Source organism: Nitrososphaera sp. (assembly GCF_036397675.1).
GTDB lineage: Archaea > Thermoproteota > Nitrososphaeria > Nitrososphaerales > Nitrososphaeraceae > Nitrososphaera.
This window is the reverse complement of record NZ_DASWIL010000014.1, coordinates 18855-32457: the sequence shown is the minus strand read 5'-3', so window position 1 is coordinate 32457 and position 13603 is coordinate 18855. Positions and strand designations below refer to the sequence as shown.

The following is a 13603-nucleotide window of genomic DNA, read 5'->3' as shown; positions in this document are numbered from 1 at the left end:
TGGGCTCAGTAGAAACCATGTTGCAATTCGTTCATTTAGACAATTGACGTGCAAGAACGACAGCATTTTGATGGTGATAAACACCATTATTTGGTTCTGAAATCGAGCAGCGTCTGCGGTTTTCAGATGGTTTCTACAGAGCCCTTGCGCTGTAATGGTTTTTATAAGCCAGCATCGCCAACAAGTCCAGATGCTTATTCCAGTTCGCTGCTTCACCTGCGGCGCGCTCATCGCTGACAAGCACGGCCAGTATTCAGACAGGGTCAAGTCAGGTGAAGACCCGGCAAAAGTGATGGACTCGCTTGGCATTAAGAGGTATTGTTGCAGACGTATGTTCATATCAAGCGTCGAGACCATCTACCAGATCATCCCCTACTACGAGGCACTAAGGCGCAGAATGTCTGAAATCCAGACCGAAATAGAATAAATAACGAACTTGCTGGCAAGAGATTGTTGCCTTCCATCACATCGCTGCAGGCAAGGATTGTGTTCAATAGCCGCGGGAGCAAGACCATCGAAGTAGACGTTGTGGTTGACAAAAAGTTTGCTGGCAGGGCGTGCGCGCCCTCTGGCGCAAGCGTCGGCAAATTAGAGGCGCAGAGCTTTCCAGACAACAAGCCGGAAAAGGCCCTGGACGCGTTCAACGCAAACAAGCGGAAATTCGTCGGCATTGACGCTTCCAATACAAAGGCAATTTACGACGTTTTGCGCCGAATAGACAACACAGACAACTACTCTAAGATAGGCGGCTCGGTGGCGTACGCGCTCAGCATAGCTGCCGTGGACGCAGCGGCAAGGGCAAAAGGAATTCCACTGTTCAAGCTGTTGAACCCAAACAGGCCGTACCGATTCCCGTTCCCGCTTGGCAACCTGATCGGCGGCGGTGCCCACGCCGGTCCTGGCACCCCGGACATACAGGAGATACTTGCCTGCCCTGTCGGTGCCAAGGACATCGTCCAGGCGCTTGAGATGAATTTCAACCTCCACAAAGAGACGCGAAAAGTAATCGAGTCTATAGACAGCCGTTTCACTTATGGCAGGGGCGACGAGGGCGCCTGGGCCCCCAACGCGACAAATGACCAGGCGCTAAAGATAGCAGAAAAGGCAGTCAATAATTGCGGTTACAAACTGGGTAGGGACATGGCCCTTGGCATAGACTTTGCCAGCTCGTCGTTCTGGGACGAGCAGAACAAGATTTACGACTATGCCCGACAGGGAATCAAGAGGGACACGGGCGAGCAAATAGAGTTTGCCAGCAGGCTTGTGCGTGACTACAAGCTCGCATACGTAGAAGATCCTGTGCACGAAACTGACTTTGAGAGCATGGCAGTACTGACAAAAAAGAACCCGCAAGCTATCGTCACGGGTGACGATATGTTGGTCACAAACGCATGGATGGTGAGAAAAGCCGTCGGCTACGGCGCCTGCAGCGGCGCCATATTGAAGGTAAATCAGGCAGGCAGCCTGCATGACGCGGTCCTTTTTGCGCAAGAGTGCACGAAAAACAAGATAAACATCATAACGTCCCACAGGTCTGGCGAATCAGTAGACTCGCACATCGCGCACATCGCCGTCGCCACCGGCTCCAAGATGTTAAAGACGGGCGTGCTCGGTGGCGAGCGCATAGCGAAGCTGAACGAGCTCGTGCGCATGTCAGAGTATGATTTAATAGATGGTATGGCCGAACTGTCCTCTACACTATGAGCGATCCCGAACAAGCCTCTCCGTCCGAGGAGGCCGTGATGGAAGAGACTCCCGTGGTGGAAAGCCCGGAGGGCCAGGATTCCATTGACACTGACAATTTAGAAAAGATGATACTTTCAACAGGCATCAGGGTCGGAACGCCGGTCAAGACAAAGTTCATGGCGCCCTTTATCGTACGCGCAAACCCGGAAGGCCTGTACATCCTGGACATCAGCAAGACCCTTGCAAGGATTGACGTCGCTGCCAAGTTCATAGGCAGGGCTGACATTTCCAAGGTCGCAGTCACCTCAGCGAGAGAGTATGGCAAGACCCCGATTGAAAAGTTCTGCGAGCTGACCGGCGCTACCAGGATACTGGGCCGGTTCATGCCAGGCACATTTACCAACCCGTCGCTTCCGGACTACATGGAGCCAGAAATAGTGGTTGTAACAGACCCACAGGCAGACCAGCAGGCCGTCATAGAGGCTACGAGAGCGGGCGTCCCAGTAATCGCGATTGCAAACAGCGACAACGTGACATCAAAGGTCGACCTGACAATCCCGGCCAACAACAGGGGCAGGAAGGCGCTTGCCACCACCTACTGGCTCCTGGCTAGAGAAGTCCTGAAAAAGCAGGGCAAGATCAAGTCCGACAGCGAGATGAAGATATCAATCGACGACTTTGAGACAAAGTTAGTCGAGGAAATATCTTGACCAAGGCGACCAGACGATCGCCGGCCGTTGCCGGCATGTTTTACCCTTCAAACCCCGGTGAGCTACGCACGGCTCTGGACCAATCTTTCCGAAACCAAAAGTTCGGGCCAGGCATGCCTCCCCCAACAATGACGGAGCGCAAGATATACGGCATGGTGACGCCGCATGCAGGCTACATGTACTCGGGCGCGGTCGCGGCAAACGGCTATTACCAGATCTCCGCGCACGATTTTTCAAACGCCGTGATAGTGGGCCCGAACCACTACGGCATAGGCTCCGGCGTCGCCACGATGAAAGACGGCGTGTGGGAGACGCCGCTTGGCCAAGTCGAGGTGAACGGCATCTGGGCGCAGGGCATGGCCAAGAGGTCGGGCGTCGTGGACTTTGACGACATGGCGCACAGCCGCGACCATTGCCTTGAAGTTCAGCTACCTTTCTTACAGTACATACGCGACCAGTTTACGATTGTGCCTGTGATCCTAATAATGCAGGACATCGATACCGCGTTTGACCTTGGCAAGGCGATTGCAGACACCGTCGCCGAGAGCGACAACACGGTGCTCATTGCGTCTTCCGATCTAACGCACTACGAGCCAAACGAATCGGCCCACAAGAAAGACAACGAGCTGATAGGCGCCATGCTCGAACTTGACGTTCCAAAATTCTACAGCGTGCTTGAGCGGATGGATGTCTCGGCTTGTGGCTACGGCGCCATTGCATCGATAATGGTGGCGGCGAAAAGCCTCGGCGCGACTAAAGGCGAGCTCCTCAAATACGCGACAAGCGGCGACGTTACAGGTGACACAGGCGCGGTAGTAGGGTATTCATCGGTGGTGTTTGTTTGAAGGGCAAGGCGTCGGCTCCGGCAAAGATAATACTTTTTGGTGAACATTTCGTGGTTTACGGCAACCCCGCCATACTGGCTTCGATTAACAGGCGCATATCGGTGTCTGCCAAGAAGGGCAAGAAGGGCAAGGTCACCATAAAGTCAGACATCGCTTCAGGCGAGTTTGAAGGTTCGACATTCAAGTTGATAGAAGGCGTGAATGCGAGGAACGCACTGGACCCACTGTATTTTGCAGCCAAGCAGGCCCTTGACGCAAGAAAACAGAAAACGGGCCTCGAGATAACGATAAAGTCGGACATCCCGTACGGCGTAGGACTCGGGTCGTCTGCCGCCGCTCTTGTGGCCACCATCGCGGCAGTCGAGTCGCTTCTTGGCAGGCCTGACAAGAAAAAAATATGCGAAGGCGCCATCGAGGCCGAGCGCATTATACACAAGAACTCTTCAGGCGCTGACTGCTTCGTGAGTACCTTTGGCGGCCTGATCCACTACAGCAGGGGCGGCGGCTTTAAGAAGGTCGATTCCAAGACGAAGCTCCCCCTGGTAATCGGCGACACAGGGATAAAGCACAACACGGGCGAGCTCGTGTCAAGTGTCAGGAAGCTGAAAGAGGCAAACCAGATGGTGTTTGCTGGATTGATGTCGCAGGCAAAGGACATCTGCAACCAGGCGCTGGTGGCGCTTGGTTCCGGGAACATCGAGCAGTTGGGTGTGCTCATGAACGAAAGCCAGCTATTGCTGAATAGGCTCGGCGTCTCGCACGAAAAGGCTGACGACCTGATAGATGTGGCGAAAAGCTCGGGGGCGCTTGGCGCCAAGATGACCGGTGCCGGCGGTGGCGGCGCGATAATCGCGCTTGCAGCAAGCAAGGAGGACAGCGAGCGCATAGCATCTGACATAAAGGCTGAGGGTTTTGCTGCGTTTGAAGTCGAGATAGACCCCATAGGCCTGGTCATCGGCTAGTCGTTTTTCAAAGGCGCCACCAGGTGGACCGGCTTTACCAGGTCCGCCACGTCAACCCAGCACTTTGCTATCCTGTCCATCGAGTAAGTAAGGTTCAGCACTGCTACAGTCGACTCAGCGCTCCGGCCCTTGGCAGCTGCAGACATGCCCTTTACCGAATTTATTACCTCGGTGAACTTGCCGTACAGGCTCAGCACGGCTATCGATTCGGACCTGTTCTTGCCGATGTACGCCGCAACTGCCTTTTCCTGCATCTTTTCAACAAGCTCGCTGGCCTGCATAAACCTGTCGACAAAGTCAATGTGGGAAAAGTTCTGCATGGAAGCAAGGTCAACGATATAGTCGCCGGCACCTTCGAGCAGGTTTGCCGCGATCCTGTAGTCGAGTATGTCGATGTTGCTGAGGTTGAGTTTTCCGGCAAGCCTTTGGTCCATCATGGCGCTCCTTATCAGCCTGACGAGCAGGAAATACTGCCGGTCTACCTCGTCGTCGCGAGCGTCGATGGACTTGCGGACCGTGTTCTGCCTTGCGCGTATTGCTTCCACCGTTTCCTTGAACATGCCGGCGACAAGCGAGTTGAGCCGGCGCAGGATCTTTTCAGCGTCAAGCGTGTTCGGGTCGAGTAGAAACTGTGAGGTGATGTTCCTGCCGTCCTCTTCCACTATCTCCAGACCGACAAGTTTACGCATCGCCCGCTTGAACCGCTCGGCGTCCTCATACGATATTGAGCCCGTAGCTCGCACGCGTATCACGTCGTATCCAAGCAGGTACGCGCCGTAGACCTGGTTCACAAGCGAGTCCATCGATGCCGGCGAGTACTGTATAGCGGCCTCCTTGGTGTGCTCCGCTTCCGATTCGGAGGGGAATATCGATATCGTGTTGTCGCGGTTGACGTCGATGGGGACTATGCTTCCCTTTTGCAGTTTGTTGTTTTTTATCCACTCACTTGGCAGCGAGACCAGTAAGCTGCTTCCTATCTGTTGAAGGCGCCTTGCGTACCTCGTCATAAATAGTATAAAGGCATTTAAACTAATTAAACATTATTTTTATATTTTCTGACCGTTATAAACAGCTGCATGGCATCGACACTGGTTACGGCGCCTTTAGCTGTAGCCAAGGCGTTCTCCCCCGGCCACGTGACCGGTTTCTTTGAAATCCCGCACGGTCAGGGCACGGACCCGCTTTACAGGGGATCGAGGGGCGCGGGATTTTCTATCGACAAAGGCATCACTACCACTGTTTACGTTTACTCGGGCAAGCCAGGCTCCAAGATACTGCTAAACGGCAAGGCCGCCAGGCAGGATGAAGCCGAGGTGTCGCAGTGGGTCGTCGACCATTACCTAAGAAACGCCGACAGGCCGTATTTCGTAAAGGTCGAGCACGAGATAGGCGTGCCTGTCGGGTACGGCCTAGGGTCGAGTGGCGCGGCGGCTCTCAGCCTCAGCTACGCGCTCAACGAGGCGTTTGGCGCGGGGCTCGATAGTGCGGAGGCGGCGCAGATAGCGCACAGTGCAGAGGTTGTGTGTAAGACGGGTCTTGGCACAGTCATTGCAGAGTATTTCGGCGGCTTTGAGATGCGCAGGACAGCAGGGGCTCCCGGCGTCGGCACGGTCGACAGCATTCCACTTGAAGGCTACAAGGCAATAGTGCTGTGCATAGCGCCCATATCCACCAAGGCGTTCCTTGCAGGCAGGATGAACGAGATAAACGGCCTCGGCGGCAGGATGTTACACGACCTGTCAAAGTCAAGGAGCGTGGGCGACTTCCTTGACATGTCGTTCGAGTTTGCGCAGACCCTAGGCCTCGCAAATGACAGGTGCGCCAGTCCGGTCAGGGCATTAAAATCGGCGGGCTTTGGGTGCGGGATAGCGCTCTTTGGCCAGACCGTTTTCACCATCGTTCCAGAGGGCAGGGCAGAAAAGGCCACAAAAATCCTGAAAGGATTTGAAGGAACGCTCCTTGTCTGCGACATCGACCGCAGAGGGGCGCGGGTAGTCTAGGCGATGATACCAACGGACCACCCGAGGGCACGGTCTCTCATGACCCGGGAGAGGCTTGTCGACGGCTTTAGGCGGAACCTTGTAGTCGCAGAGGGCCTGATAGCTCACGGCAGGGGCGAGGCCTTTGACTACTTGCTTGGCGAAAGGACGCCCGAGCCTGCGATAAAGGCCGTGCGCGCTGCGGCAGCATTGCTTTTGCTTTCAAAAAATGCCGTACTGTCGGTCAACGGCAACGCCGCCGCGCTCTGCCCCAAAGAAGTTGTGGAGCTTGCCGGCGTTACAGGGGCCAAAATAGAGGTCAACCTGTTCTACAGGACGGACGAACGCGAGCTTGCCATAAAGGCGGAGCTTGAAAGGCACGGCGCAAGGCAGGTGCTGGGCGTAGGGGAAAGGGCGTCTGCCAGGATACCCGAGCTTTCAAGCGAGCGCAGGCGCGTCGACCCTGACGGCATCTTTGCCGCGGACATGGTCTTTGTCCCATTGGAGGACGGCGACAGGGCGGAGGCGCTGGCGAGGATGGGCAAGGGCGTGATAACGGTCGACCTCAACCCACTCTCAAGAACCGCCAAGGCAGCCAGGATAACGATTGTCGACAACCTTGTCAGGTCCATGCCTGCGCTCGTGCAGGAGGCCCGCGCCCTGAAAGGCAAGGACGCGACAACATTGCAACAGCTGGTCGACAACTTCGACAATGACGAAAACCTTGCCGAGTCGCTTGCGATAATCAGGGGTGGAGCGAAATAGCGCAGCAGAAAAAGAAGGTGAGCGTCAGCGACCTTGCTTCGATGAAGGGCAAAGAAAAAATTGCAGTGCTCACAGCCTACGACTATTCGACTTCGCTCATCTGCGACAGGGCCGGCGTCGACGTCATGCTGGTCGGCGACAGCGCCGGCATGGTAGTCCTTGGACACCCAAGCACGGCACCTGTGAACATGCCCGAGATGCTGATGTTCTGCGGCGCGGTGGCAAGGGGCGCCAAGAGGGCGATGATAGTGGGCGACATGCCCTTTGGCTCGTACCAGCCAAGTACCAGCCTGGCAATCGAAAACGCCATCCAGTTCATAAAAGCGGGGTGCGACGCAGTAAAGCTGGAAGGCGGAGCAGAAATAGCGGTCAAGGTCAAGGCGATAGTTGACGCAGGCGTGCCGGTCATGGGCCACATCGGGCTGAAGCCTCAGACATCGTCGCTGTGGGAGGGCTATAGGCTTCAGGGCAAGACCGCCGAGTCGGCTGCGCGCCTTTTCCAGGACGCCAAGGCGCTCGAAAACGCCGGCGTCTTTTCAATAGTGTTTGAAATGGTAGCAAGCGAGGCGGCAGAGATGATAACGAAGAAGGTGTCGGTGCCGACAATCGGCATAGGCTCGGGCCCCGGGTGCGACGGGCAGGTGCTCGTTCTGCACGACCTGCTCGGGATATACGAGGACATCAAGCCCCGGTTTGTCAGGCGCTACGCCGAGCTTGCCAAGCCTATACTCGACGCTGTCACGAGCTACGCGCAGGACGTCAAGGCAGGCCAGTTCCCCGGCGAGCAGAACACCTTTCACATGGACCCGAACGAGGCAGGCAAGATGGGGCGGAAGAAATGAGGGGCGTTCACCCGTCCAAGGACATCACCGGCTCTGACGGAAGCGAGCTTGCCGGCAAGAAGATAGTACTGTGCATAACCGGGAGCGTTGCCGCTTACCGCGCCATCGACATGGCGAGGCTCCTCATGCGCCGCGGCGCGGACGTGCACGCAGTTATGAGCCAGTCCACGGCGTCCACGCTTTTGCATGCAGACATGATGGAGTGGGCTACCGGCAACGAAGTTGTCACGAAACTGACAGGCAGGCTTGAGCATGTCGCCCTTGCAGACTACGACATGTCCGACCTAGTTATCGTGTATCCGTGCACGGCAAACACGATAGGCAAGGCTGCCAGTGGCATTGATGATACCCCCGTAACTTCGGTATTGAGCGTCGCACTCGGCTCAAAGATACCGGTAATCATCGCGCCGACGATGCACGAGGCGATGTACGGAAACGAGTTCATCCAGCAAAACGTCGAGAGGCTGAAAAAGCGCGCCACGTTCGTCGAGCCCACGATGGAGGAGGGCAAGGCCAAGGTCGCGGAGCCCGAGGACATGTTAAGGGCCGCGATCGCGGTGCTTGGTAAAGGGGGGCCGCTTGCAGGCATGAAGATTCTAATCTCCGCAGGAAGCACCGCCGAGCAGATAGACCCCATACGCGTCATCACAAACGCAAGCTCGGGCAAGATGGGCGCGGCCATTGCAAGAGAGGCAGAGGGCATGGGGGCGCAGGTCACGCTCGTTTATGGCCACGGTACGGAAACGCCGACAGCTTCCAAGGTTATCAGGGTTGGCACTGGCGATGAGATGCGCGACGCAGTGCTGACGGAATTGAAGAAGGGACCCGATGTAGTAATAATGGCCGCGGCGGTTGCAGACTTCAAGCCTGCGTCAAGGTCGGCAAAGAAACTTGACACCAGGTCCGGTGGAATCAAGCTGCCGCTTGTACCGACAAAAAAAATAGTTGACGAGATCAAAAAAATGGACAGGGACGTTTTCCTGGTAGCCTTCAAGGCGGACTACAACGTTTCCGACTCGGCGCTTGTCGACAAAGCTTTCAATAAACTAAAAGAGTGCAACGCGGACCTCGTCGTGGCAAACGACCTTGGCAGGAAAGGATCGGCAGCAGGCTCTGACACGGCCGAGGTGTTCATAGTCGACGGCAAAAAGAGAGTATCGCACATTCCAGAGTCAAGCAAGCAACAGGTCGCGAGCAAGCTACTAAATCTTGTTGTGCAGAAGCTAAAGCACAACTAGTTCCTTTGTGTACCTGTTGAGCACCTTTGGCCTTCGGGCCGTGACAATTATACTGTCCTCTATCCTGACTCCGAACTTGCCGGCAAGGTAGATGCCCGGCTCGACTGTCACCGCCATTTTTTCCTGCAGGACTTCGTCGTTGTTTGGTTTAAGCCAGGGCGGCTCGTGGACATCAAGGCCTATGCCGTGGCCTGTGGAATGGATGAAGTATTTCTCAAAGCCCTTCTCTCTTATCAAGTCCCGGCAGGCGTCGTCGACCTGCCCTGCCGTCGCTCCCGCCCTCGCCGCGTCAAGGCCGGCCTTTTGTGATTCTTTGACTATACCGTATACTCGGGCCATCTCTGCTGTCGGCCTGCCAAGTGCAAAAGTCCTTGTCGCATCGGCGATGTACCCTTGGTGCCTCAGGGTCAAGTCGACCACTATCATGTCTTTTTTGTGGAACTTGCGGCCCGTGACTTCTGCGTGGGGAAGTGCACCGTTCGGGCCGCCCGCTATTATTAGCGGGTTGAGCGTCGACTTGTATGACGGCGGGTTTGCGCCCATCTTCATTGCCTCGTAGATGAGTTTGGCTTGCAGGTCGCGCTCTGACAATCCTATTCTTATTTCGTCCGCACAAATTTGATACATCTTGTCTAAAATGTGTGCGGCCTTTGTTATGACCTTGATCTCGACATCGTCTTTTATCCGGCGCGCCTGAAAGAAAGTATCCGTGTTCACCGCTATGTCGCCGCCAAGCTTGCGCACCTGCTCTGCAGTGCCATAATCGTTAAGATCGGCGCACGCCTTTTCGCCCTTGATTTCTGAAACAAAGGTAGTGAGAAGCTCGTCGCCACGCTCTGTCGGTATCACCTCGCAGTCGACCGACGACTGCTCTGCCCTTGAAAATTCCAGTTTGGGCGCAAGCAGTTTCGTGCCGCTTTCTGTGCAGACTGCTATGGCCTCACCCCAGAAACCCGTCAGGTAAAAGACGTTCTCGGGCTCGAACGCCGCGACCGCGTTGAAGCCAACTTTGGAGGCGTGCTTCAAAATACTGGCCCGGCGCTCTTTCATGCCGCAAGCATGTCTGCAACTGTATTATAAAACGTTCCAGTCGGAAAAAATGGATGGAGGCCTAGTTGGCCGCGTCCATGCGTAGGTGGTTCATCTGCCACGCCTGGCCGAAGTGCTTGCCTTGTCCAAATCCTCTGTGGCCAAACATCATGGTGCCGATCTCGTGACCTTCACTCTTGTAGAGCACCTCACCGTTTCCTACGTCCACTATTACCTTGTAGCCAGTCTGGCCGCCAGCGTCAGTCACAATGAATGTGTAGACGAGGTAGCCCTGCACTACGCCTATGTGGCCGCCTACGACCTTGCCGCCCTCGACCTGCAGTTGCGCGGTAGTAGCAGCGTCAATGAACGACACCTTGACGTTTTCGTTGATGAAGTTCCGGGTCTGCTCTGCCACGTTCACAGAGCCGGTTATTTCCGGCTTTTCTTCGGCTTCCTGCTGCGCGCTTGCGATGGACATAGAACCCACCAACACGGCAGAGAATAGCCCACCCGCAAGGATAGCGATGATAGCCACCTTCTTGTTGACGAATCTTGCGTTTACCATCGTAATGTAGACGCTTGAAAATATATTAACAGTTGTCCACCAATGTCACGTAACTTTGTTACGGCACACTTAATCTACTCCAACCAAGAAGTCCTTTTAGGAAGTAGGAGCTATGTTGCTAGTGATGGGTATGCTGCTTGACAACGGCTGCGAGCTCGGCATATTGCCACGTTTCATTACCAAGGATGATTTTTCGTCGAGGACCAGACCCGAGAAACCTGGTTAACTTGGTCCACGAATACCGCGACAGGATTTACATCAGAAAGGACATCATGCTCAAATTGTCAGAGTATGGGGAGCTGAACCAGAGCAAGCTCATGAGCTACTGCGGCCTTAACAACGTCAAGCACAAGGAAATACTCGATGACATGGTGGAGAAGGGCCTGATAGAAAGATTCGAAGAGGCGTGGGGCAGTAAGACCATAATCAAGTACAGAGTGGCGGAGAAGGGCCGCGCGATACTACGCGAAATACTGGAGCCATACGAGGCTCTGTTCCCGAGGGGCGAGGAAAAGCTATGATGCGTAACAAAGTTACTGCAGGGTTTTTAACACTAAGGAGTAAACCAAGGCTGTGAGCGGTCCGGAAAAGAAAGACGACACTGGGGAGAACATCTTCCACATAATGGACGGAATAATCGACCAGCTGAACAGGACCAAGAGGACGTTCATACTGATGGTGATAACCATCATGGTTGTAATCCCAGTGTCATTTGCGATCTCGTCTGCGATCATCGACCGGCCGTTCCCCGTCCATGGCGGCCCGTGGAACCCGGACAGGGCTCCCCCAGAGCCCCCCAACTTTTGGCCCGTCCGCACCATACCGTTCGTGATAGCGCTCGTGTGGCTCGGCGTCGGCATAAGGCAGTGGTTTGTGCTTTCAAAGTGGACTAAGAAGTACGAACACTACAAGGCGCTACAGAAAAAGCTGGACGAAAAGCTGGGCGACGAGGAAGAGGAAAAGGGCAGCAACCCTAGTTGATTTAAATATCGGCCAGCGCGCCTCACCGTACATGGAATATCTCGTAATGCTCCCAGGTCCTACAAACGTTCCCAACAGAGTCATGAACGCGATGCTTGCGCCCGTTATTAACCACCGAAGCGACGACTTTCGCGTGCTGTACAAGGAAATATTTGAAAAGACCCAGAAGGTCTTCCAGACCACCGGCGACATTGTGCTTCTGACGACGTCGGGCACCGGCGCGGTCGAAGCGTCTGTGGTCAACCTCATCAAGAAAGGTGACAAGGCGCTCATACCGGTAAACGGCGAGTTTTCGACCAGGCTTGCAGACCTTATCGACAGCTGGGGAGGCCAGGCAATCAGGATAAAGGCGCCATTTGGCCAGAACCCGCCTTACGAGGAATTTGAGAAAGCGTTTGAACAGCACAAGGACATCAAAGCGCTCTACGCCGTATACAATGAGACGTCAACTGGAACGACCATACGCTACATGGACAAGCTGGGCCAGCTTGCGTCGAGCAAGGACGCGTTCTTTATTGCTGATTCAGTTTCGATACTTGGAGGCGACGATCTCCCGGTGGACAAGTGGAACATCGACGTCTGCGTGACCGCGTCGCAAAAGGCGCTTGCAGCGCCCCCGGGCGTTTCGCCGGTGTCTGTTAGCACAAAAGCGAAGAAATACATGCAGGAAAACCCGCCCCCCACAATCTACCTCAACCTGAAACGATACTTCAAGTACCAGGAGGAGCACTTTGAGACTCCGTTCACGCCGGCGCTGCCGCTGTACTACGCTTTCCGCGAAGCGCTGAACATCATACTGGAAGAGGGCATGGAGAACAGGATAAGGCGCCACAAGATATGCGCAGAAGCATTCTACGCAGGCCTCAACGCGATGGGGCTGACCCCGTTTGCAAAGGAGGACGCAAGGAGCAACGTCGTCATCGCCGTGAACTACTTGCAGGGCATGGACGATAAAAAGTTCCGCGGGCTTCTTAGCGAGCAGTTCAGGGTGCTTGTCGCCGGCGGCTTTGGAGACCTGAAGGGCAAGGTGTTCAGGGTGGGCTCTATGGGCGAGGTAAGCAAGTACCACGTCATGAGGACCCTGTCGTCGATTGCTTCTGCGATGAACATGTTAGGCATCAAGGCAAACCCTGACGCGACTTCCGTGGCGCTTGAAAAGCTCAAGGGGCTAAACTAGCCCTCCTTTTAATTTCTATCAAGCTTAATATTACGCAGAGAAAGACACGCTTTCCATGCCATTTGAAAAGGGTTCTCTCGTTCTGGTAGATTACACTGCCAAGGTTAAGGACACTAACGAAGTTTTCGAGACGACGCGCGAAGAGGAGGCAAAGAAGACAGACCTCTACGACCCGACGCGCAAATACGAGCCAAGACTCGTATCGGTGGGCGAGGCGTGGGTCCTGAAAGGCCTTGATGAGGCGCTTGCAAAGGCAAACGTCGGCGACAAGCTCGACGTTGAAGTGACGCCGGACAAGGGCTTTGGCGACCGCGATCCGAGCAAGGTGAGGATGATCCCGCAGCGCAAGCTGGGCGACAAGGCAGACGAAGTCCAGGTGGGCGATGTCGTGGAACTGGACGACAGGACCGGCATCATCCGCTACATCGGCTCTGGAAGGCTGCAGGTCGACTTTAACCACCGCCTTGCAGGCAAGACGCTCATCTACGACGTCAACGTGACAAAAAAGCTTGAAAGCGACAGTGACAAGATAACCGCGCTCATAAAGCGCAGGATACCGATCGAGGACGACAAGGTCAAGTTCAACCTTGCCGGCGAGAACCTGGAAGTGGAGCTGCCGGAAGAGACGTACCTGGCAGAAGGGCTGCAGATAATAAAGCGCGCGGTCGCAAACGACGTGTTCAAGTTCGTGCCCGCCGCCAAGAACCTAAAGTTCGTCGAGAAATACGAGGCTCTCAAGCCGGCGGCCGAGAAGGAAGAAAAAGCTGACGAGAAGAAAGAGGACATGCCGGCGGAAGCAAAGGCAGAGGCCAAGTAACCCC

Annotated in this window: 16 protein-coding genes; 13 read left to right on the top strand and 3 right to left on the bottom strand. The window is 55.2% G+C overall.

What is annotated here, in order from left to right; genetic code table 11:
- Positions 1–190 precede the first annotated feature (190 nt).
- Genes VGA14_RS02765 through mvk form a run of 5 tightly spaced genes read left to right on the top strand, consistent with a single transcriptional unit; the run spans position 191 to position 4203 of the window.
- Positions 191–427 (top strand): DNA-directed RNA polymerase subunit N, encoded by a 237-nt coding sequence (locus tag VGA14_RS02765; protein WP_292642822.1) that lies wholly within the window; start codon positions 191–193, stop codon positions 425–427.
- Between the two features lie 26 nt (positions 428–453).
- Positions 454–1704 carry a phosphopyruvate hydratase gene (gene eno / locus VGA14_RS02760; RefSeq protein ID WP_331002216.1) on the top strand — a complete coding sequence of 417 codons (1251 nt, stop codon included), beginning with the start codon at positions 454–456 and terminating at the stop codon, positions 1702–1704.
- A gap of 38 nt (positions 1705–1742) precedes the next feature.
- A complete protein-coding gene (gene rpsB, locus VGA14_RS02755; protein ID WP_349257127.1) occupies positions 1743–2396 on the top strand; it encodes a 30S ribosomal protein S2 in 654 nt (217 codons plus the stop codon).
- The gene (locus VGA14_RS02750; protein ID WP_331002214.1) at positions 2393–3241 is read left to right on the top strand and encodes an MEMO1 family protein; all 849 of its coding nucleotides are present in this window, start codon (positions 2393–2395) and stop codon (positions 3239–3241) included. Before rpsB ends, VGA14_RS02750 begins: the two co-directional genes overlap by 4 nt.
- Positions 3238–4203 carry a mevalonate kinase gene (gene mvk / locus VGA14_RS02745; RefSeq protein ID WP_331002213.1) on the top strand — a complete coding sequence of 322 codons (966 nt, stop codon included), beginning with the start codon at positions 3238–3240 and terminating at the stop codon, positions 4201–4203. The genes VGA14_RS02750 and mvk overlap by 4 nt, the downstream gene beginning before the upstream one ends.
- Here the strand turns inward: mvk and VGA14_RS02740 are convergent.
- Positions 4200–5210, bottom strand: a complete 1011-nt coding sequence (locus tag VGA14_RS02740; RefSeq protein WP_331002212.1) for a phosphate uptake regulator PhoU — start codon at positions 5208–5210, stop codon at positions 4200–4202. The genes mvk and VGA14_RS02740 overlap by 4 nt on opposite strands.
- 69 nt (positions 5211–5279) lie before the next feature.
- Between VGA14_RS02740 and VGA14_RS02735 the strand changes: the two genes are divergently transcribed.
- From VGA14_RS02735 to coaBC, 4 genes are read left to right on the top strand one after another with little or no spacing between them, the layout of a single operon-like run.
- Positions 5280–6203, top strand: coding sequence for a hypothetical protein (locus tag VGA14_RS02735; protein ID WP_331002211.1), 924 nt, complete (start codon positions 5280–5282; stop codon positions 6201–6203).
- 3 nt (positions 6204–6206) lie between these two features.
- On the top strand, positions 6207–6947 hold the full coding sequence (locus tag VGA14_RS02730) for a 4-phosphopantoate--beta-alanine ligase (protein WP_331002210.1): 741 nt from the start codon (positions 6207–6209) through the stop codon (positions 6945–6947).
- Between the two features lie 17 nt (positions 6948–6964).
- The gene (gene panB, locus VGA14_RS02725) at positions 6965–7789 is read left to right on the top strand and encodes a 3-methyl-2-oxobutanoate hydroxymethyltransferase (RefSeq protein WP_331002209.1); all 825 of its coding nucleotides are present in this window, start codon (positions 6965–6967) and stop codon (positions 7787–7789) included.
- Positions 7786–9027, top strand: a complete 1242-nt coding sequence (gene coaBC, locus VGA14_RS02720; protein ID WP_331002208.1) for a bifunctional phosphopantothenoylcysteine decarboxylase/phosphopantothenate--cysteine ligase CoaBC — start codon at positions 7786–7788, stop codon at positions 9025–9027. Before panB ends, coaBC begins: the two co-directional genes overlap by 4 nt.
- On the opposite strand, the gene VGA14_RS02715 is transcribed toward coaBC, so the two are convergent.
- Positions 9013–10077, bottom strand: coding sequence for an aminopeptidase P family protein (locus VGA14_RS02715; protein ID WP_331002207.1), 1065 nt, complete (start codon positions 10075–10077; stop codon positions 9013–9015). The two genes, coaBC and VGA14_RS02715, sit on opposite strands and share 15 nt — an antisense overlap.
- 61 nt (positions 10078–10138) lie before the next feature.
- A complete protein-coding gene (locus tag VGA14_RS02710; protein WP_331002206.1) occupies positions 10139–10624 on the bottom strand; it encodes a hypothetical protein in 486 nt (161 codons plus the stop codon).
- Positions 10625–10851: 227 nt separating this feature from the next.
- Between VGA14_RS02710 and VGA14_RS02705 the strand changes: the two genes are divergently transcribed.
- Genes VGA14_RS02705 through VGA14_RS02690 form a run of 4 tightly spaced genes read left to right on the top strand, consistent with a single transcriptional unit; the run spans position 10852 to position 13599 of the window.
- Positions 10852–11145, top strand: coding sequence for a winged helix-turn-helix domain-containing protein (locus VGA14_RS02705; RefSeq protein ID WP_331002205.1), 294 nt, complete (start codon positions 10852–10854; stop codon positions 11143–11145).
- Between the two features lie 52 nt (positions 11146–11197).
- On the top strand, positions 11198–11605 hold the full coding sequence (locus VGA14_RS02700) for a hypothetical protein (RefSeq protein WP_331002204.1): 408 nt from the start codon (positions 11198–11200) through the stop codon (positions 11603–11605).
- A gap of 31 nt (positions 11606–11636) precedes the next feature.
- Positions 11637–12782: an alanine--glyoxylate aminotransferase family protein gene (locus tag VGA14_RS02695; RefSeq protein ID WP_331002203.1), complete on the top strand. Its 1146-nt coding sequence runs from the start codon at positions 11637–11639 to the stop codon at positions 12780–12782.
- Positions 12783–12837: 55 nt separating this feature from the next.
- Positions 12838–13599: a peptidylprolyl isomerase gene (locus VGA14_RS02690; RefSeq protein WP_331002202.1), complete on the top strand. Its 762-nt coding sequence runs from the start codon at positions 12838–12840 to the stop codon at positions 13597–13599.
- Positions 13600–13603 lie beyond the last annotated feature (4 nt).